Source organism: Pseudomonas sp. Tof1 (assembly GCF_055390395.1).
The window spans coordinates 4,877,025-4,897,729 of record NZ_AP024344.1; the positions used below are offsets into that span (position 1 = coordinate 4,877,025).

Here is a 20,705-nt window from a genome sequence, read left to right on the forward strand (position 1 = left end):
CAGGGCGCGCCGCGCCCATTCACAGGAACCTTAGAAGAAACGATCTTTCAGCGACAGGTGGCGGGCATACCACGGGCGTCGCGGCACGCGCTTCAACAGGCCGGACAGCCCCTTGTCGTCGGCGAAGGTGATACGCAGCGCCAACTTCATGGTCTCCGGGTCCATCTCCACCGACTTGCCGACACTCAGGCCCGGCGTGGTACTGCAGCCATGGGTACTCGGCCCCAGCCACGGATCATCCACCTCGACCCAGCGCCCGGGGGCGAACCACGGCACGCCATTGACCTGCAGGCGGGTGACCTGGCCCGGATGAAAACGCTCGTGGGCACGGAACCAGTCCTCGATCCGATCGTCGATCCAGCCATGGAACAGCCAGAACACCGGGTGCACATGGGAGGAAAACGGGTCGCCGAGAAAATCGTTTTCCGGCCGGAACCAGCGCGGGGCGAAATCGGTGAACTCGCGGGCCATCGGCACCGGTGCATCGTTGGACGGATCGCGGGGCACCGCGGCCCAGCGCATGTGCAGCCAGTCATGCAGGCCCAGCTCGAGTTCCGAGCCGAACTGGCCCAGGGTCAGCTTCGACAGGTAACGCGGGTCGGTGTACTGCGACTCCCAGACCTGGAAGTTGCTGTGGTAGGTCTCGCTGCTCTTGATGTCGCTGACCCATTGACTGTAGTCGTCATCGTCCTCGGCCAGCCAGGTCGGCGGCACGGCCCAGCCGTCATGGTTGTCGAAGTAGCGGACAAAGCCCTGGCGATCACGCTCCAGCTCCGGCTGCGGCGGCGGGAAGCGGCGCCAGGACGGCAACGGCTGGATCGCGCGCGCCGCCTGCAGCATGTGCCTATGCATGAAGAAGAAGTCGATTCCCGAACCATTGCGGTCCTTGCGCGGCCCACGGGCATCGCGCTCCTTGTTCCGGGGTCCGGGCTGCCAGCCGATGCCGCGCAGGCCGTCACGCTTGTCTTCGGGCAGGGTGTGCCACTTGTCCCGGGTGGCGTGCCAGAGCTGGTGGAACAACCGATGCTCGGGCGACACCAGCCAGGTCAGCAGCGGCGCACTCAAGCCGATGCGGTCGCGGGCTTCGGGAAAGGTGTGCTTGGTGGCGACGAAGCGACTGTCCAGCTGGGTCAGCGCCAGTGGCCGGTCAAGGCGCTCGATACGTCCGGTGAGGGTGCCGCTGCCAGCATTGCCATAGGTGCCCCAGACCTCGTCGAGGACCATGCTCAGCTCGTATTCGGGGAACACCTCGGTGCCGCGGAACAGCCGCCAGAACAGCCGTGCACCATCGGCCACCGCCAGGTCGCCGACCACCCGCAGGCGCGGTTCGGCCGCGCCACGCAGGCCCTCGGCCGTGTCGATGAAACCGCAGACCGCCCGGCCACGCGGAGCAATGTCGAGCAACACCTGCACCCCTTCCAGGGGCAGGCCGGCCAGACCGGCATCGCGGCCCTCGAAACGAATGTTCCAGACACCGCGCAAGTTGTCGGCCAGGCGTTGGCCTGCCGTGTCGAGCAGATCGACCGTGGCCTCGCCCGGTGTGATCGGCTCGTCCTCGCGCGTCAGTTCACGGTGTGCGTAATAAGCCGCGGGGATGGCGGCGCCGGTAAGCGCCAGGCCCGCTATGAATCCTCGTCGAGAAATCGTCATCGCCCTACCTGTGTCGGCCCTGAAGCAGGCCTTATCCCAGCTAGGACGTTGAACCGCGGGGGAAATTTAGCCTGTCGCGAACCCCGAAAGCGCTAAATTCCCGACACCTGCGCTCGTTCTTCCCAGATAGCGAAAGCCCTTGTGGCTGCCTGTGACCTGCGAACCAGAATGAGATGGCAATGACAAAACCGCGTTCGAAAAAGGCTCTCTACATCGGTCTGCCCCTGGCCCTGGCCATCGGCGCCGCCTCGGCCTGGCTGGGCTGGCAGTACTGGCCCAACCAGGGATACCCGCTGAATATCGTCAAGCAGGCGGACGAACTGCAGGAACGGATCATCTCGTTCGACAGCCACATCACCGTGCCACTGACCTTCGGCGCCGAAGGCCGCGAGGCGGACAAGGACGGCTCCGGCCAGTTCGACCTGGTCAAGGCCGACCGCGGGCGCCTGTCCGCCGCCGCGCTGACCGTGTTCGGCTGGCCGGAGATCTGGAACGGGCCGAATGCACCCCATCGCCCGACAGCGGGCTTCGTCGACGAGGCGCGCAAGCAACAGGAAGTGCGCTACAAGATCATCACCGGCATGGTCCGCGACTTCCCCAACCGCGTCGGCATCGCCTACACCCCGATGACATGCGCCGGCTGCATGGCGAAGGCAAGTTCGCGATCTTCATCAGCATGCTCAACGCCTACCCGCTGGGCCACGACCTCAGCCTGCTGGACACCTGGACCGCGCGCGGCATGCGCATGTTCGGCTTCAGCTACGTGGGCAACAACGACTGGGCCGACTCGTCCCGCCCGCTGCCGTTTCTCAACGATACCCCCGACGCCCTGGGCGGCTTGTCCGATATCGGCAAGCAGGCGGTGCATCGTCTCAATGACCTGGGGGTGATCATCGACGTCTCGCAGATGTCGACCAAGGCCCTGGAACAGGTCAGCCAGTTGAGCCGCACGCCGATGGTCGCGTCGCACTCGGCACCCCGCGCGCTGGTGGATATCCCGCGCAACCTCAGCGACCAGGAAATGCAACTGATCAAGAACAGCGGTGGCGTGGTCCAGATCGTCGCCTTCCCGGCCTACCTGCGGCCCTTGAGCCAACCGACCCAGGACAAGCTCAACGCCCTGCGCAAGCGCTTCGACCTGCCGCCGCTGCCCAACCAGGCGATGGCGCTGATGCCTGGCGATCCGATCATCACCGTCTGGCCGGAACAGCGCTTCGGCGAGTACGCCAGCGAGCTGTACGCGATCCTCGACCAGGAACCCAAGGCCGACCTCGAGGACTTCGGCAACGCCATCGACTATGCGGTGAAGAAAATCGGCATCGACCACGTCGGCATCAGCTCGGACTTCAACGACGGCGGCGGTATCGACGGTTTCAAGGACGTCAGCGAGGCACGCAACGTGACCGCCGAACTGCTCCAGCGCGGCTATTCCGAAGCCGATATCGCCAAGCTCTGGGGCGGCAACTTCCTGCGGGTCTGGGACCAGGTGCAGAAGGCGGCCAAGCACTGAGCATCCCCGGTCCTTCTTGATACGGGAAACGGTCTTGACCGTTCCCGTTGAGCACCGATCCATTATCCAGACCGTCCAAGTGATCCTTCATGACTGACCGCAGAACCTTTCTCAAACAGGCCGGCCTGCTCGCTGCCAGCCTACCGCTCGGGGCCAGCCTGGACCTGGCCACCGCTGCTCCCGCAGCGACCGCCAAAGCTGCCCAGGGTGGCGACAAATGGGCGCAACTGCGCCAACTGTTCGACCAGGACCCGGACTACCTGCACTTCTCGAACTTCCTGGTCACCAGCCACCCCAAGCCGGTACGCGACGCCATCGAGCGCTACCGCGCGGCCCTCGACCGCAACCCGGGCCTGGCGATGGACTGGGACCTGGCCGAAACCTGGAAACGCGAAAGCCAGGTGCGCCATGCCGCCGGGCGCTACCTGAAGGCCCAGCCGGGCCAGATCGCCCTGACCGGCAGCACCACCGAAGGCCTGGCGATGATCTACGGCGGTATCCATGTACGCCCCGATCAGGAAATCCTCACCACCGAGCACGAGCATTACTCGACCCGCAATACCCTGCGGTTGCGCACCGAACGCGAAGGCACCCGCGTGCGCAAGATCAGCCTGTTCGAGAACCCTCACCGGGTCTCGGCCGATGAAGTGCTGGGCAACATCGCCCGCGCCATCCAGCCGCAAACCCGGGTACTGGGCATGACCTGGGTACAGTCCGGCAGCGGAGTCAAGCTGCCGATCGGCGAGATCGGCAAGCTGGTGGAGGAACACAACCGCAATCGTGACGACAAGGACCGCATTCTCTACGTGGTCGATGGGGTCCACGGCTTCGGTGTCGACAACCTCGACTTCCCGGACATGCACTGCGACTTCTTCATCGCCGGCACCCACAAGTGGATGTTCGGCCCACGCGGCACCGGTATCGTCTGCGCCCGTTCGGAAGAGGTCAGGGACGTCACGCCGCTGGAACCGACCTTTTCCGAGGACACCAACTTCGCCACCTCGATGAGCCCGGGCGGTTACCACGCCTTCGAACACCGCTGGGCCCTGGACCAGGCCTTCGAACTGCACCTGGAACTGGGCAAGGCCGATGTGCAGGCGCGGATCCACGCCCTCAACAGCGAGCTCAAGCAACGTCTGCAGGCCGACTCACGCATCGAACTGGTCACGCCCATGAGCCCGGAACTGTCGGCCGGCTTCAGCTTCTTCCGGGTCAAGGGCCAGGACAGCGACCAGGTCGCCGCCCGCCTGCTCAAGAACAAGGTGGTGGTCGATGCGGTGGACCGGGACGTAGGGCCAGTGGTGCGCACGGCTCCCGGCCTGCTCAATACCGAAGCCGAACTGGACCGCTTCATGACCCTGCTCGGCCAGCAGCTATGAACCGCTGCCCGGCGGTACGACCCACCGTTTTCAGACTTCTGCCTGCGAGAGATCCCATGACAGCACAATCCACCTGCACACGCTCCCGTGTCGGCCTCCGGTCGGCCCTGACCCTCGCCGCCCTGTTCGCCAGCGGGCTGTGCGGCAATGCCTTCGCCGCCAGCGCGCCGCTGCCGGGCAAGGTGTTCAAGGACTGCAAGGACTGCCCGGAAATGGTGGTGCTGCCCGCCGGCACCTTCACCATGGGCAGCCCCGAGGACGAGATCGGCCGCGAGCCGGACGAAGGGCCGATGCATGAGGTCACCTTCAAGAAGGCTTTCGCCATCAGCCGCTTCCAGGTACTGGCCGGCGAATGGAAAGCCTACCTGCACAGCACCGGCTACAAGATGCCGGACGGTGATACCCGCCCGGGCCGCGAGTGCCTGGCCGGCGAGCCGCGCTACCCCATGAGCGACCGGCAGCCGGCGGTCTGCATGGACTGGCGTGAGGCCGAGGCCTATACGAAGTGGCTGTCGAAGAAAACCGGCAAGGCCTATCACCTGGTCAGCGAGGCCCAGCGTGAATACGCCGTGCGCGGGGGCACCAAGGGCCCCTTCCCGTTCCCCTTCGACGAGGGCAAGGAATACAGCATCGCCAAACACGCCAACACCTACGGCCCGGCGGACGGTTTCAGCTACACCTCGCCGGCCGGCAGCTTCCCGCCCAACGCCTTCGGCGTCTATGACGGCCACGGCAATGTCTGGGAATGGACCGCCGACTGCTATGTCGACACCTACCAGGGGGCACCGACCGACGGCAGCCCGCGCCTGGACAGCCAGGAATGCGAGGACCGCCGTTCGATCCGCGGCAACGACTGGACCGAAGCGCCGGTCTTCTCCCGCTCCGCCAACCGCAACGAGCGCAGCGAGTACACCCGCGGCGACTGGCTGGGTTTTCGTGTCGTGCGCGAACTCTAAATCCCACCCCGAAACGCTCGTCTAAAGAGTTCAGGGCGCCGTGCGCGGCGCCTGCTTCCGAAGACCTTCACGAGTAGCCCCCATGCCTCTCCAAGCACAAAGCCTCGCCCAGGAAACCCTGAGGATCCTCAAGCCCTTCTGGCTGCTGGTGGTCCTCTCGGCCGCCCTGGGGGTTGTCAGCGGCCTCAGCGTCACCGCCCTGCTGGCGACCATCAACGACGCCATGAATGCGAGCGGTGGCCCGGACACCCGTATCGCCCTGCTGTTTGGCGGCCTGTGCGTGCTGACCCTGGCCTGCTCGACCCTTTCCAACCTGCTGACCAACTACGTGGGCCAGCGGGTGGTCGCCCGGCTGCGGCAGGAACTGGCCGCCAAGGTGCTGGTGGCGCCCATCGAGCAACTGGAACGTTACCGTGCCCACCGGCTGATCCCGGTGCTGCTCAACGATGTCAGCACCATCAGCACCTTCGCCCTGTCGGTGGCCCCGATGGTGATCGCCTTCACCGTCACCGTCGGCTGCCTGGCCTACCTGGCCGCGCTGTCCTGGCAGATTCTGGCCCTGACCCTGTTGACCGTGGTCATCGGCAGCGGCGCGCAGTGGCTCGCCCACCGCGTCGGCATGCGCAGCATCCTGCGGGCGCGGGACGGCGAAGACGAGCTGCAGAAGCACTACCAGGCGATTTCCGCCGGGGCCAAGGAACTGCGCATCCAGCGCCAGCGCCGCCAGTTCATGCACGACCAGCAGATCCACGGCACCACCGAACGCATCAGCCAGGCCAACATCCGGGCGGCGAACATCTTCGTCAGTGCCGAGACGTTCGGCTCCATGCTGTTCTTCGCGGTGATCGGCATCGCCATCACCTTCCAGGCGTTCTGGCCGAACACCGACAAGACCGTACTCGGCGGCTTCGTACTGGTCATGCTGTACATGAAGGGGCCGCTGGAACGACTGGTCACCACCATCCCGAGCATCAGCCGCGCCGAGATCGCCTTCCGCCGCATCGCCGAGCTGTCGTGGCGCTTCTCCTCGCCGGAACCGCACCTGCTGGTGAGCGACCGGGACATCGGGCCGACGCCGCTGCAGAGCATCGAGCTGCGCCAGTTGCGCTACGACTACCCGCCGGTCGAAGGCGTTCCGCCGTTTCACCTGGGACCGGTCGACCTGACCATCCGCCAGGGCGAAATCGTCTTCATCGTCGGCGAGAACGGTTGCGGCAAGACCACCCTGATCAAGCTGCTGCTGGGCCTGTACACGCCACAACACGGCGAAGTCCGCCTCAATGGCAGCCCGGTCAGCGCCCAGGGCCTGGACGACTATCGCCAGCTGTTCACCACCATCTTCGCCGACTACTACCTGTTCGACGAAGTGGCCCAGGGCGGCACGCCGCTGCCACCGGAGTCGATCAAGTACCTGGAACGCCTGGACATCGCCCACAAGGTCAGCATCCGCGACGGCAGCTTCAGCACCACCGATCTGTCCACCGGCCAGCGCAAGCGCCTGGCGCTGCTCAATGCCTGGCTGGAACAACGCCCGGTGCTGGTGTTCGACGAATGGGCCGCCGACCAGGATCCGGCGTTTCGCCGGGTGTTCTACACCGAGCTGCTGCCCGAGCTGCGCGACCAGGGCAAGACCATCATCGTCATCTCCCACGATGACCGTTATTTCCCGGTGGCCGACCAACTGGTGCGCATGCAGGCCGGGCAGATCCAGGTCGAACGCGTGCAACGCGAGGCCGTACCCGCCTGACCCCCACCACCCCGCGCGCAAGGCGCGGGGTGAACCCGCCTAAATTACCCCGCCGCCCGTTCGTTCTTCCTATAGCCAGCGACCCGACAGTCCCTCCGGCATTGCGTTGCGCGCACAACGCCCATGGAAGAACGCCCCCTCACCGAAATTTTTCCGCTTTGTTTTCCGATTTTGTCGGGCTGGTGCGTCTTCTTCTCAAGTAAGAACAATTCCTACTCGCTTTTCCACACTTAGAAAGAGCTGAAAGAATGCCGACAACACATCGACTGACCCCCTTGAGCAAGGCCTTGCTGGTTCGCAAGATGCTGCGCTCGCCTGTCACGCTCGGCGCCATGGGGATGGCGCTGGCACTGCCGATGGCTGCACAGGTACAGGCCCAGGAGTTCGAATTCAACATCGCCGCCCAGCCACTGGCGGCGGCCCTGCAGGAACTGGGGCGCCAGGGCAATATTCAGGTGCTGTACAACCCGGAGCGGGTGCAGGGCCTGCAGGGGGCAGCGGTCAAGGGCAAGCTCACCCCGGGCCAGGCGGCCAGCGAGTTGCTGAAGAACACCGGTGTGAACTACAGCTTCCAGGGCGACACCCTGACCCTGAGCAGTGCCCCGGCCACCACCAGCTCGGGCCTGAACCTGGCGGCCACCACCATCAGCGGGCAGGCCCAGACCCTGGGCACCAGCACCGACGGCACCGGCTCCTACACCACCGGCGCGGTGACCATCGGCAAGACCGCGCATTCGCTGCGGGAAACACCGCAGTCGGTCACGGTGGTGACCCGCCAGCAGATGGATGACAAGAACCTCACCAAGCTCGATGAGGTGATGGAGCAGACTACCGGTATCACCCGCTCCAATCGCAACTTCGGCGGTAACGTGTTCAACTCCCGAGGTTTCACCCTGGAAGATGACAGCTATCTGATCGACGGTGTTCCAGGGCTGGCCTACAACCTAACCGGCTGGCTCCGTCCCGACATGGCGGTATTCGACCGAGTTGAAGTCCTGCGCGGCTCCGCTGGTCTGCTCCTGGGTGTGGGTAATCCAGGCGGCGCGGTGAACCTGGTACGCAAGCGCCCTACCTCCGATCCACACTTCTCGATCACCACCAGTGCCGGTTCCTGGGACAACTACCGCATGGACCTGGACGGCAGCAGTCGATTGAACGAGCAAGGCACCCTGCGCGGTCGCGCCGTAGTCGCCTATGAGGATCGTGGCTACTTCCAGGATGGGCTCAATTCCCAGACTCCGTTGCTGTACGGCATCGTCGAGGCTGATCTGAACGACTCCACTACCCTGGCTGTCGGACTGCGCCACCAGCGTACGGTTTACGAGGGGTACACCATCTATGGCCTGCCCCGCTACACCGACGGACACGCCCTCGATGTCTCGCGCTCCACATCGCTGGGCCAGAACTGGAACCGTCACTCGATCGAAGTCAACGAAGTCTTCGCCGACTTGGAACACCACATCAACGATAACTGGAGTTCCAAAATATCGGTCACTCAGTCGGAGAGCATGTTCAACCAGCGCGCAGCTTATGCTCAAGGCGCCGTCGATCCGGTGACACTGAGCAACACCGAACTCAGCGCCACGCAGTTCCGTCGTGAATACATTACCAGCAAGGGAATTGACGGAAACATTTCGGGTAACTTCGACGCCTTCGGTTTGACTCATGAGCTGATGGTAGGTGCCAACTGGTCACAACAGCACACCTTGAGCAAGCAGGCCCAGGTCGGGATCGGCCTGCCGATAGACGTCTTCGACCCCAATCACAACCTAATCCCCAAGCCAGAACAGCCAGCTTGGCAGAGCCTGGACGATATCACCCAGCGCCAGTATGGCCTCTACAGTACCTTACGGCTGCGCTTGGCCGAGCCCCTGAGCCTTGTGCTAGGCGGCCGCCTGAGCTGGTACAAGAACGACAACACAAGGTATGACTACACCGCCACGCCGACTGACATCTCTTCCAACAACTACCGTGAAGACAAGAAGTTCACACCGTTCGCAGGAGTTATCTACGATCTGAACGAACAATGGTCGTGGTATGCCAGCTATGCGGATATCTTCCGTCCACAAAGCAATTACCGGGATGAGTCAGGGAAAGGATTGGAACCAACCACCGGCTCCAACTATGAAACGGGTATCAAGGGAGCACTGTATGACGGGCGCCTGAATCTGTCCGCCGCGGTTTTCTACATCAAGCAAAAGGATCTGTACAAGGCGATAGAAAACTCCAGTTGCCCACAATTCAATGCTGATGGTTCTTGCTATGAGAACGGCCCTCCCAGCACCAGTAAAGGTGTAGAGCTGGAAGCCAGCGGCGAGATCGCTACCGGTTGGCAGATGGCGGCCGGGTACACTTACAACATCACCCGTGGTGACGATGGTAAATCCATCGATGCGGAAACGCCGAAGCACATGCTGCGCCTTTCCACCATGTATAACCTCCAAGGCGACCTGAATCGCCTCAGCGTGGGCGGAGGCGTGTCGACCCAGAGCGGCTACTCGTCTCAGTACCAAGGCCAGACTGTCGCCAACCCGGGCCGGGCCATCTGGGATGCACGCACGCAATACAAGCTGGACGACCACTGGAAACTGTCGTTCGACCTGAAGAACGTCTTCGACAAGAAGTACTACGAGGCGACCGGCGAACTGCGTCGCGGCAGCTACTACGGCGAACCTCGCAACTTCATGGTCACCCTGCGCGGCGACTTCTGATCGCACAAGGTTGGCGTCAAAAGAACCAAGGGGCGACCCTTGGTTTTTTTATGGGCGACTGTTTCTGGCGTGCGGGCCCGCCACACAATCAGTCACCAGGAAGAGGAATGCATTCGCTGAACCCTGGACTGGCGGCATGAAAAAGCCAGGGCGCGGGCCCTGGCTTTTTCATTTCCCGCCGGCTCAGTCAGACTGACTTCAGACGCTCCAGTACCGCCGTCAACAACGCCTGGGAGAGAATGATGCTGTCATGGTTCTCCTCCAGCGCCATCGAGGTGGCCAGCCCATTACGCGAGCACTGCTCCACCAGCACGGCCTGCGCCGCGCCGATTTCCTCGGCGGTCTTGCTCGCCCCCGCCCACCAGCAATCCGGCTTGACCTGCAACGGCTTGAGCGTGAAGGCCTCGCTGAGGATCGCGTTGGTGCGCAACAGGCGGTAGCCGGTCTCGATTTCGTCCTGCACGGCGATATCGCGGTAGACCTCACGCAGGCCCTCGGCGCTGACACCGCCGACCAACGCAACCTGGTCGATGACCCAGTCGGCAATCACCTGCTCATCGTCCCACTGCGCCCGCGCCTGCTCGATCAGCCCGACGATGGTCTGCTCCTCGACGCCGGGAACGAAGGCCAGGAGGCTGCCCACCAGGTTCGCGAACAGGCTCTGCTCCGGCGCCGCGGCGTCCGGCACCGGCTCCTGCTCGGGCGCAAAGACCTCCAGTGCCGCCGGCAGGCTGGTGTCCACCAGGCCGAGGAAACTCACTTGGTCGCCGCTCTGCTCCAGTACATGGGCCACTTCGATCGCCAGGGCCCCGCCCAGGGACCAGCCCAGCAGGTTGTATGGCCCCTCGGGCTGGGTCTGCCGGATCTGCTGGACGTAGTAGCCGACCATCTCTTCCCAGGAACGGTCGAACCAGCCCGGCACCACATAGCTCTTGTTGACCAGCCCGTAGACCCGTCGTTCGTCCTTCAGTTGCCCCGCCAACGGATAGTAGGAGTAGGTGCCGCCGCCGCCCGGTGGCAGGCAGAACAGCGGAGCATTATCCGCGTGGCAACCGTTCATGCTGATGACCGGCGTCTTCACCTTCGCCTCGCCTTCGCGCATGAAATCGGCGAGGTCGGCCAGTGTCTCCATCAGCAGGAAGTCGTGCAGCTTGATCGTCACACCGAAGGCCTCACGCAGCCGGCCGACCAGAGAGATCACCAGCAGCGAATGTCCGCCCAGCTCGAAGAAGTTATCGTTCAGGCCGACCGTCTCGACCTTCAGCAACTCGGCCCAGATATCGGCCAGGCGCTGTTCCAGTTCGGTCCGCGGGGCGACATGGCTGCGCTGTACCGCGTTGGCGTCCGGCAGTGGCAGCGCCTTGCGGTCCAGCTTGCCGTTCGGCGTCAGCGGCATCCGCTCCAGCACCACCAGGTGCACAGGCACCATATAGTCCGGCAGGCCGGCCTTCAGGTGCGACCGGAGTTGTGCGTGCAGTGACTCCCAGGGCTGCTCGACGCCCGCCTCGCTGAGCACCAGGTAGGCGGCCAACTGCTTGCCGGCCGGCCCATCGAGGTCGATCACACTGCTTTCGCGAACGGCGGCGTGCTCCTGCAGGCGGGCCTCGATTTCACCCAGTTCGATACGGAAGCCGCGGATCTTCACCTGATGGTCGAGACGACTGACGTACTCGATCATGCCCTGTTCGCGATAACGGGTCAGGTCCCCCGTGCGGTACAGGCGCCCACCGCCCTGCTCGTCGAACGGATCGGGGACGAAACGCTCGGCGGTCAATCCCGGGCGTTGATGATAGCCGCGGGCCAGGCCGTGACCGCCGATCAGCAGCTCACCGCGCGCGCCCAGCGGCAGGGTATCGAAGTCATCCCCGAGGATATGCAGGCGGGTATTGGCGATCGGACGCCCCAGCCAGACATCGTCGCTGGCGGTCAGGTAGTGGGCGGCGGACCAGATCGTCGTCTCGGTCGGGCCGTAGACGTTCCAGACATGCCCGGCCTGCTCGATCAGCCGCTGCGCCAGTTCGGCACTCAACGCCTCGCCGCCGCAGAGGACCTTGCGCCCGGCCAGGAGACCGGCCGGGGCCTGGTCGAGCAGCATGCGCCAGGTCGATGGGGTCGCCTGGACCAGGCTGACCGCGTGACGCTCGATCGACTCGACCAGCCGTTGCGGGTCCTTGTTGTCGCCCTTGTCCAGCAAGACCACCGCAGCGCCGCACATCAATGGCAGGTACAGCTCCAGACCGGCGATATCGAATGACAGCGAAGTCAGCGACAGCACCCGGTCGCGGGCATCGATCCCCGGCTGTTCGGCCATGCTGAAGAGGAAGTTGCTCAAGCCTTCGTGGCGCACCGCGACGCCCTTGGGCTTGCCGGTGGAACCCGAGGTGTAGATCACATAGGCCAGGTTGTCCGGTTGTGCCAGGTTCGCCAGCGCAGCCTCATCCACACCATCACGCCACTGCTGCTCGCGGTCCAGGCACAGGCTGCGCACGCCCTCGGGGAGCGGCAGGCGCTCCAGCAACGGGCTCTGGGTCAGCAGCAGTTGCAGGCCGCTGTCCTGCATCATGTAGGCCAGCCGGTCCTCGGGGAAATCCGGGTCCAGCGGCACATAGGCACCGCCGGCCTTGAGGATCGCCAGCAGGCCCAGCAGCATGTCCGGCCCGCGCTCGACCGCGATCCCCACCAGCACGTCAGGCCCCACGCCCGCCTGGCGCAAGGTCTGCGCCAGCTGGTTGGAACGCTGGTCCAACTGCCGGTAGCTCATGCGCCCCTCGTGCCAGATCAGCGCCGTATCCTCGGGCGTCCGCCCGGCCTGGGCCTCGATCAGGCCATGCACGCAGGCCTGGACCGGGTAGGCCGCCGCGGTCCGGTTCCATTCCCGCTCGATCTGCTGCCGTTCGCTGTCGCTCAGCAACGGCAGGTCGGCAACCCGCTGGCTCGCATCGCGGCTGATCGCCACCAGCAACGCCCGCCAATGACGCGCCATGCGCTCGATCGTGCCGCGGTCGAACAGCGCGGTGGCATAGGTCAGGGTCGCCCCCAGGCCCTGCTCATGCTCGCTGGTGTCCAGGGTCAGGTCGAACTGCGCGGTATGGCTGGCCGGCACCAGGCCCTGCACCTGCAGCCCGGACAGTTGATGGCCTTCGCCACTGACCTGGCTCTGGTGGTTGTACATCACCTGGAACAGCGGGCTGTGGCTCAGGCTACGCTCCGGCTGCAGGGCCTCCACCAGTTGTTCGAATGGCAGGTCCTGGTGACCCTGGGCCTGCAGGGCGGTTCTCTTCACCTGTTGCAGCAGTTCGGTGAAGGTCAGCGCCGCATGGAATTCGGCCTTGAGCACCTGGGTGTTGACGAAGAAGCCGATCAGGCGTTCGGTCTCGACCCGCGTCCGGTTGGCGACGGGAACGCCCACGCGGATATCGGCCTGCCCGGAGTAACGCTGCAGCAAGGTCTGGAACGAGGCCAGCAACAGCATGAACAGAGTGACGCCCTGCTCGCGGGCCGTGGTTTTCAGGGCCTGCACCAGTTGCGAATCCAGTTCGACCGACAGCCGATCGCCGGCATGGCTCTGCTGGGTCGGCCGCGGCCGGTCCAGCGGCAGTTCGAGGACCGGCTGCTCGCCGCCCAGTTGGGCCTGCCAGTAATCCAGCTGGCGACGCTGTTCGCCCGCCTCCATCCATTGCCGCTGCCACACGGCATAGTCGGCATACTGGATCGGTAGCGCCGGCAGTTCGGCCGCGCGCCCCTGGCTGCCGGCTTCATACAACTGCACCAGTTCGTCGACCATGACCGGCATCGACCAGCCATCGGCAACGATATGGTGCACGGTCAGGACCAGGACATGGGCCTGCGGCGCCAGGCGCAGCAGTTTCACCCGCAACAGTGGCCCCTGCTCCAGATCGAATGGCTGGCGGATTTCCTCGTCGATGTAGTGGGCGATTTCCGCCTCGCCGGCGGACTGCGCACAGGCATCGACCGTCAGCGTGAACGCCGTTGCCGGATGAATGACCTGCACCGCCCGCTCGCCGTCCTGGCGGAAGGTGGTACGCAGCACTTCGTGACGAGCGCACAGGGCCTCGAAGCTGCGCCGCAGCGCCTCGACATCCAGGGCCCCCTCAAGCCGCAGGGCAGCCGGGATGTTGTAGGCGGCACTGTCCGGCTCCAGTTGCCAGAGGAACCACTGGCGCTGCTGGGCATAGGACAACGCCAGCGGCTGGTCACGCCCGATCGGCAGCAGCGCCGGCGCCCGGTTGAGCGTACCCTGGGCGACCCGTTCGGCGAACTCGGCCAGGTTGTCGGCCTCGAACAGCGTACGCAGGGGCAACTCGACATCGAGCCCCTGGCGCACCCGGGAAATCACCTGGGTCGCCATCAGCGAATGCCCGCCCAGGTCGAAGAAGTTGTCGCCCAGACCGACCCGGTCGACCTTCAGCACCTCCTGCCAGATCCCGGCCAAGGCTTGTTCCAGCGCGGTCTGCGGGGCCCGATACTCGAACTGCGCGAGATTGGCCTGCGGAGCCGGCAGGGCCTTGCGATCGACCTTGCCGTTCGGGGTCAGCGGCAGTCGCTCCAGCAGGATCAGGTGAGACGGCACCATGTAGTCCGGCAGGCCGGCCTTCAACCACTCCCTCAGCTCGCGCCGCAACGCTTCCCTTGCCGCCTCGGTATCCTGGCCCGCCTGCTCGGCCACCAGGTACGCGGCCAGTTGTTTGCCCGCCGGGCCGTCGATATCGATGACCACGGCTTCGCGGACGCCGGCATGCTCCTGCAACCGCGCCTCGATTTCGCCCAGCTCGATGCGGAAACCGCGGATCTTCACCTGGTGGTCCAGGCGTCCGGCGTACTCGATCACGCCGTCGCCATGGTAGCGGGTCAGGTCGCCGGTACGGTACAGGCGGCCACCGCCCTTGCGGTCGAACGGATCCGGAATGAAGCGTTCGGCGGTCAGCCCCGGACGCTGGTGATAGCCCCGCGCCAGGCCGTCGCCACCGATCAGCAGTTCGCCACGGGCGCCCGGCGGCAGCACGTCGAAGTCGTCGCTGAGGATATGCAGGCGGGTGTTGGCGATCGGCCGGCCGAGCCGGATGTCGTCGCTCAAGGTCAGGTAGTGTCGCGCCGACCAGATGGTGGTTTCGGTCGGGCCATAGACGTTCCAGACATGCCCGGCCTGCTCGATCAGCCGCTGCGCCAGCTCGGCGCTCAGGGCTTCACCCCCGCAGAGCACCTTGCAGCCGGCCAGCAGGCCCGGCGGCGCGCTGTCGAGCAGCATGCGCCAGGTCGACGGCGTCGCCTGGATCACCGTGACCTGGCGTCGGCCGATGATCTCCAGCAAGGCCTGCGGATCCTTGTTCTGCTGTTGGCGCAGCAGTACCACCGCCGCGCCGCGCATCAGCGTCAGGTACAGCTCCAGCCCGGCGATGTCGAAGGACAGGGAGGTCAACGACAGCACCCGGTCCGAAGGCTCGACACCCGGCTGTTCGGCCATGCTGAAGAGGAAGTTCACCAGCGCCCCGTGCGGCACCGCCACGCCCTTGGGCTTGCCGGTGGAGCCGGAGGTGTAGATCACGTAGGCCAGGTTGTCCGGCTGCGCCAGGTTGGCCAGCGGTGCCTCGTCGACCCCGTGCAGCCAGTCCTGCGACTGGTCGAGGAACAGGCTGCGCACTTCGGCGCCAAGGGCCTGGTGGATACTCAAGTGACTCTCGGTCAGCAACAACGCCAGCCCGCTGTCCTGCACCATGTACGCCAGGCGATCGGCCGGGAAGTCCGGGTCCAGCGGCACGTAGGCGCCACCGGCCTTGAGGATCGCCAGCAGGCCCACCAGCATCTGCGGGCCGCGCTCCACGGCCACGCCGACCAGCACATCCGGCCCCACGCCCAATTCCCGCAGCTTGTGGGCCAGGCGGTTGGAATGCCGGTCCAGTTGCTGGTAGCTCATGTCCGCATCATCGAACAGCAGGGCCGTCGCCTGCGGCGTCAGGCGGCTCTGTTCGGCAATCAGCTCATGAATGCAGCGGCCTGCCGGGTAGTCGGCCTCACTGCGGTTCCAGTCGACGACGATCCGCTGGCGCTCGTCATCGTCGAGCATCGGCAGTTCGACCACGCGGCGATGGGCGCCGCTGGCAATCGCCGCCAGCAGGTTGCGCCAGTGGCCGGCCATGCGCTCGATGGTCGAGGGGTCGAACAGCGCGCTGGAGTACGTCAGGGCGGCACTCAGCCCGTCGACGTTCTCATGGGTGTCCAGGGCCAGGTCGAACTGGGCGACATGGCTGTCCCAGGCCAGCCCCTGGACCGTCAGGCCGGGCAACATGTGCAACTCGCCAGGCCCTTCGGCCTGGTGGTTGTACATGACCTGGAACAACGGGCTGTGGCTCAGGCTGCGCTCGGGCTGCAACGCCTCCACCAACTGCTCGAACGGCAGGTCCTGGTGCGCCTGGGCCTCCAGGGCCGCCTGCCGGACCTGTTGCAGCAATTCGCTGAAGGTCAGGCTCGAGGTGAACCCGGCACGCAGCACCTGGGTATTGACGAAGAAGCCGATCAGGCGTTCGGTTTCGACCCGGTTGCGGTTGGCGATCGGCACCCCGACACGGATATCGGCCTGACCGCTGTAACGATGCAACAGGGTCTGGAACGAGGCCAGCAGCAACACGAACAGGGTCACGCCCTGCTGTCGGGCCGCGGCCCTGAGGCCATCGGCCAGCCCCGGCGGCAGCTCGATGGCCAGGCGCTCGCCGGCATGGCTGCGAATCGTCGGGCGCGGCCGGTCGGTGGGCAATTCGAGCACCGGCTGCTCGCCACCCAGTTGTCCGATCCAGTAGTCCAGCTGGCGGGCCTGCTCGCCCTCGGCCATCCAGCGCCGTTGCCACTGGGCGTAATCGGCGTATTGCACCGGCAGGGCCGGCAGATCGACGGCAACGCCCTGGTGGTAGGCGCTGTACAGACGCACCAGTTCGTCGACCATGATCGGCGTGGACCAGCCATCAGAGACGATATGGTGGACGGTCAGCACCAGCACATGCTCGGTGTCTTCCACCTGCAGCAGGCGCACCCGCAGCAGGGGGCCCTGCACCAGGTCGAACGCCTGGGCGGCCTCACGCTCGACGTAGGCGCGGATGGCCGCCTCGCGCCCGGCCGCCGGGATGTCCGCCAGGCGCTCGACGGGCAAGTCGAAGGTGGTGGCCGGATGAATGACCTGGACGGTCAGTTCGCCCTCCTCGCGGAAGGTGCTGCGCAGGGTTTCGTGACGGGCGATCAGCGTTTCGAAGCTGCGCCGCAGGGCCTCGACGTCCAATGTGCCGCGCAGTTGCAGGGCCGCCGGGATATTGTAGGCGGCACTATCCGGCTCCAGTTGCCAGAGAAACCACTGGCGCTGCTGGGCATGGGAGAGCAGCAGCGGTTGCGTCCGATCGGCCGGCTCGATGGCCGCGACCGGAGTCGGGGCGGCGCCGCCCTCGGCCTTGCGCACGAATGCCGCCAGATCCTGGGCTTCGAACAGGTCACGCAACGACAGCTCCAGTTCGAGGCTCTGGCGAATCCGCGAGATGACCTGGGTCGCCAGCAGCGAGTGCCCGCCCAGCTCGAAGAAGTTGTCGTCCAGCCCGACCCGCTCGATCTTCAGCACCTCGGCCCAGATCTGCGCCACCTGCTGCTGCACGGCGGTCACCGGGGCGACATGGCTTCTCTGCGCCTGCGCGGCATCCGGTGCCGGCAAGGCCCGGCGGTCCAGCTTGCCGTTGGCGGTCAGCGGCATCTGGCGCAGCAGGACCCAGTGGGCCGGCACCATGTAGTCGGGCAGCACGGCCTTGAGGTGCTCGCGCAGCTCACGCCGCCATTGCCCCTGGACCTGCGGATCGGCCTCCAGCAGCGTCGGGTCGCTGGGCACCAGGTAGGCCACCAGTTGCTTGCCGCCCGGGCCGTCGATATCGATTACGCTGACTTCCTGGACGGCAACCTGCTCGCGCAGCCGGGCATCGATTTCGCCCAGTTCGATGCGAAAACCGCGAATCTTCACCTGATGATCCAGACGCCCGATGTATTCGATACAGCCCTCGGTCCGATAACGGGCCAGGTCGCCAGCGCGGTACAGGCGGCCACCGCCCTGCTCGTCGAACGGATCGGGCACGAAGCGCTCGGCGGTCAGCGCCGGACGCTGGTGGTAACCGCGCGCCAGGCCCGCGCGGCCCACATGCAGCTCACCGCTGCAGCCCTGGGCGACGGGGTTGAAATCGGCATCCAGCACATACCACGACAGGTCGGGGATAACCTCGCCAATCGGGCTGACGCCCGCCTGCAGCAGGTCCTCGCGGCCGATCGGCCGGTACGTCACGTGCACCGTGGTTTCGGTGATGCCGTACATGTTGACCAATTGCGGCGAGCGATCGCCAAAGCGCTCGAACCAGGGTTGCAGGCTGCCGACGTCCAGGGCTTCGCCGCCAAACACCACATAGCGCAGGGCCAGCGGCGCAGACGACGGCGGCGCCTCGCAGGCCACCCGTGCCAGTTGCTTGAACGCCGAAGGCGTCTGGTTCAGTACCGTGACCCCCTCACTGAGCAGCAGCGGGTAGAAGTCCTGCGGCGAACGGCTGACATCGCGCGGCACGATGACCAGGCGACCGCCGTGCATCAGCGCCCCGAAGATCTCCCAGACCGAGAAGTCGAACGCATAGGAGTGGAACATCGTCCAGACGTCCTGGGGCCCGAACCCGAACCATTCGTCAGTGGCCTGGAACAGCCGGAGAATATTGCGGTGCGGCAGCAGCGTACCCTTGGGCTTGCCAGTGGAGCCGGAGGTATAGATCACATAGGCGAGGTTGTCGGGGTCGGTCAGCGTCGGCAGGTTCTGCTGTGGATAACCTTCCAGCCAGTCGCCTTCCTGGTCCAGGCAGAGGCTGCGCACGCTGTCGGGAACCGGCAGGCGGCCCGCCAGGTGGCTCTGCGTCAGCAGAAGGCGGATGTGGCTGTCCTGGATCATGTACGCCAGGCGATCCTCGGGGTAATCCGGGTCCAGCGGTACGTAGGCACCGCCGGCCTTGAGGATCGCCAGCAGGCCGACCAGCATCTCCAGGCCGCGGTCCACCGCCAGGCCCACCAGCACGTCCGGGCCGATGCCACAGGCGCGCAGATAGTGCGCCAGCTGGTTGGCCCGGCGGTTCAGCTCGCCATAGGTCAGGCTGCGGGTGCCATGGGTCACCGCCAGCGCATCCGGTGCCTGCAGGGCCTGGGCTTCGATCAGCTCATGGGCGCAGGCCGTGGCGGGGTGCGCCGCCGGTGCCGGGTTCCAGGCCTGGAGGGTGCGTTGCCGCTCCGCCGGGTCCAGCATCGGCAACGCGGCGATACGTTGTTGCGGGTCCGCACCGATGGCTGCCAGCAGGCTGCGCCAATGCCTGGCCAGGCGCTCGATGGTGGCGGGCTCGAACAGGTCACTCGCGTAGGTGAACGCCGCCCCCAGGCCCTCGTCGCTTTCGAAGGTGTCCAGGGTCAGGTCGAACTGGGCGGTGCGTTTCTCCCAGGCCAGGCCCTCGACACGCAGGCCGGCCAGCTCGCGCGCCTCGCCTCGCACCTGGGTCTGGTGGTTGAACATCACCTGGAACAACGGCGTGCGGTTCAGGCTGCGCTCGGGCTGCAAGGCCTCCACCAGTTGCTCGAACGGCAGGTCCTGGTGGGCCTGGGCGTCGAGCGCGGTTTTCTTCACCTGCTGCAGCAACTGGGCGAAGGGGGCCTGGGCGTCGATCTCGGCCCGCAGGACCTGAGTGTTGACGAAGAAACCTATCAGCCCTTCCGTTTCCACGCGGCTACGGTTGGCGATAGCCACCCCGACGCGGATGTCGGTCTGGCCGCAGTAACGGTGCAGCAGGGTCTGGAACGAGGCCAGCAACAGCATGAACAGGGTTACGCCCTGTTGCCGGGCAACCGTCTTGAGGGACTGGGCCAGTGCCGGTGGCAGGTCGATGGCCAGGCTCTGTCCGGCCAGGCTCGGCTGGGTCGGACGTGGTCGGTCGACGGGCAGTTCCAGCACGGGTTGCTCGCCACCCAGCTGGCCCTTCCAGTAGCCGAGCTGGCGTTCCTGTTCGCCCGCCTCCATCCAGTCGCGCTGCCACTGGGCATAGTCGGCGTACTGGATCGGCAGGGCGGGGAGTTCGACCTCGCGGCCCTGGCGGAAACCGTCGTAGAGGCGGACCAGCTCGTCGACCATGATCGGCATCGACCAGCCGTCGGAAACGATGTGGTGCACGGTCAGGATCAGCACATGGTCCTGCTCGGCGATCCGCAGCAGGCGAACCCGCATCAGCGGCCCGCGCTCGAGGTCGAAGGGCCGCTGCACCTCGTCCTCCACGCAGGCGCGGATCTGTTCATCGGGATCGTCGGAAAGCGGGGACGCCAGGCGCTCCGGCGCCAGCGTGAAAACATCGGCCGGGTGGATCACCTGCAGCACCTGCCCGGCGTCCTCGCGCAAGGTGGTGCGCAAGGTTTCGTGGCGCCGGATCAGCGCCTCGAAACTGCGGCGCAGGGCTTCGGTGTCCAGGCTGCCCTTCAGGCGCAAGGCCGTGGGGAGGTTGTAGGCGGCGCTGCCCGGCTCCAGTTGCCAGAGAATCCACTGGCGTTGCTGGGCGTAGGACAGCGCCGAAGACGACTCTGACTCCCGTCTGAAAATCGGGGTCACCCCGTAGAGGTTCACCCCTTGTCGCTTGAGCAACGCCGAGAGCGCCTTGCGCTCGCGGATGGACAGCGATTTTACGGAGTCGAGCAGCTCTTGCACTT

The 20,705-nt window shown here is 65.6% G+C and carries 6 protein-coding genes and 1 pseudogene; 5 read left to right on the forward strand and 2 right to left on the reverse strand.

Going from position 1 to position 20,705, the window contains the following annotated elements:
- Positions 1 to 30 precede the first annotated feature (30 nt).
- Positions 31 to 1,650, reverse strand: coding sequence for a pyoverdine maturation tyrosinase PvdP (gene pvdP, locus ACZ5KU_RS21940; protein WP_464736263.1), 1,620 nt, complete (start codon positions 1,648 to 1,650; stop codon positions 31 to 33).
- 179 nt (positions 1,651 to 1,829) lie between these two features.
- Here pvdP and pvdM point away from each other — a divergent pair.
- The 5 genes and pseudogenes from pvdM to ACZ5KU_RS21965 all read left to right on the forward strand — a co-directional run bounded on the left by pvdM (position 1,830) and on the right by ACZ5KU_RS21965 (position 9,953).
- Positions 1,830 to 3,160, forward strand: a pseudogene (gene pvdM, locus ACZ5KU_RS21945) (pyoverdine-tailoring dipeptidase-like protein PvdM).
- A gap of 89 nt (positions 3,161 to 3,249) precedes the next feature.
- Complete coding sequence (gene pvdN / locus ACZ5KU_RS21950; RefSeq protein WP_054060705.1) at positions 3,250 to 4,539, forward strand: pyoverdine-tailoring periplasmic protein PvdN; 1,290 nt, start codon at positions 3,250 to 3,252, stop codon at positions 4,537 to 4,539.
- 56 nt (positions 4,540 to 4,595) lie between these two features.
- On the forward strand, positions 4,596 to 5,495 hold the full coding sequence (gene pvdO / locus ACZ5KU_RS21955; protein WP_054060706.1) for a dihydropyoverdine dehydrogenase: 900 nt from the start codon (positions 4,596 to 4,598) through the stop codon (positions 5,493 to 5,495).
- 82 nt (positions 5,496 to 5,577) lie between these two features.
- Positions 5,578 to 7,242, forward strand: coding sequence for a cyclic peptide export ABC transporter (locus ACZ5KU_RS21960; RefSeq protein WP_464736264.1), 1,665 nt, complete (start codon positions 5,578 to 5,580; stop codon positions 7,240 to 7,242).
- Between the two features lie 248 nt (positions 7,243 to 7,490).
- On the forward strand, positions 7,491 to 9,953 hold the full coding sequence (locus ACZ5KU_RS21965) for a TonB-dependent siderophore receptor (protein WP_464736265.1): 2,463 nt from the start codon (positions 7,491 to 7,493) through the stop codon (positions 9,951 to 9,953).
- Positions 9,954 to 10,140: 187 nt separating this feature from the next.
- Here the strand turns inward: ACZ5KU_RS21965 and ACZ5KU_RS21970 are convergent, their stop codons facing one another.
- Positions 10,141 to 20,703: an amino acid adenylation domain-containing protein gene (locus ACZ5KU_RS21970; RefSeq protein WP_464736266.1), complete on the reverse strand. Its 10,563-nt coding sequence runs from the start codon at positions 20,701 to 20,703 to the stop codon at positions 10,141 to 10,143.
- Between the last annotated feature and the right edge of the window lie 2 nt (positions 20,704 to 20,705).

Bases quoted from the DNA above. Each gene is read 5' to 3' on its own strand.
- pvdO (WP_054060706.1), top strand. From the start codon at position 4,596: ATGACAGCACAATCCACCTGCACACGCTCCCGTGTCGGCCTCCGGTCG.
- ACZ5KU_RS21960 (WP_464736264.1), top strand. From the start codon at position 5,578: ATGCCTCTCCAAGCACAAAGCCTCGCCCAGGAAACCCTGAGGATCCTC.
- pvdN (WP_054060705.1), top strand. From the start codon at position 3,250: ATGACTGACCGCAGAACCTTTCTCAAACAGGCCGGCCTGCTCGCTGCC.
- pvdP (WP_464736263.1), bottom strand. From the start codon at position 1,650: ATGACGATTTCTCGACGAGGATTCATAGCGGGCCTGGCGCTTACCGGC.
- ACZ5KU_RS21965 (WP_464736265.1), top strand. From the start codon at position 7,491: ATGCCGACAACACATCGACTGACCCCCTTGAGCAAGGCCTTGCTGGTT.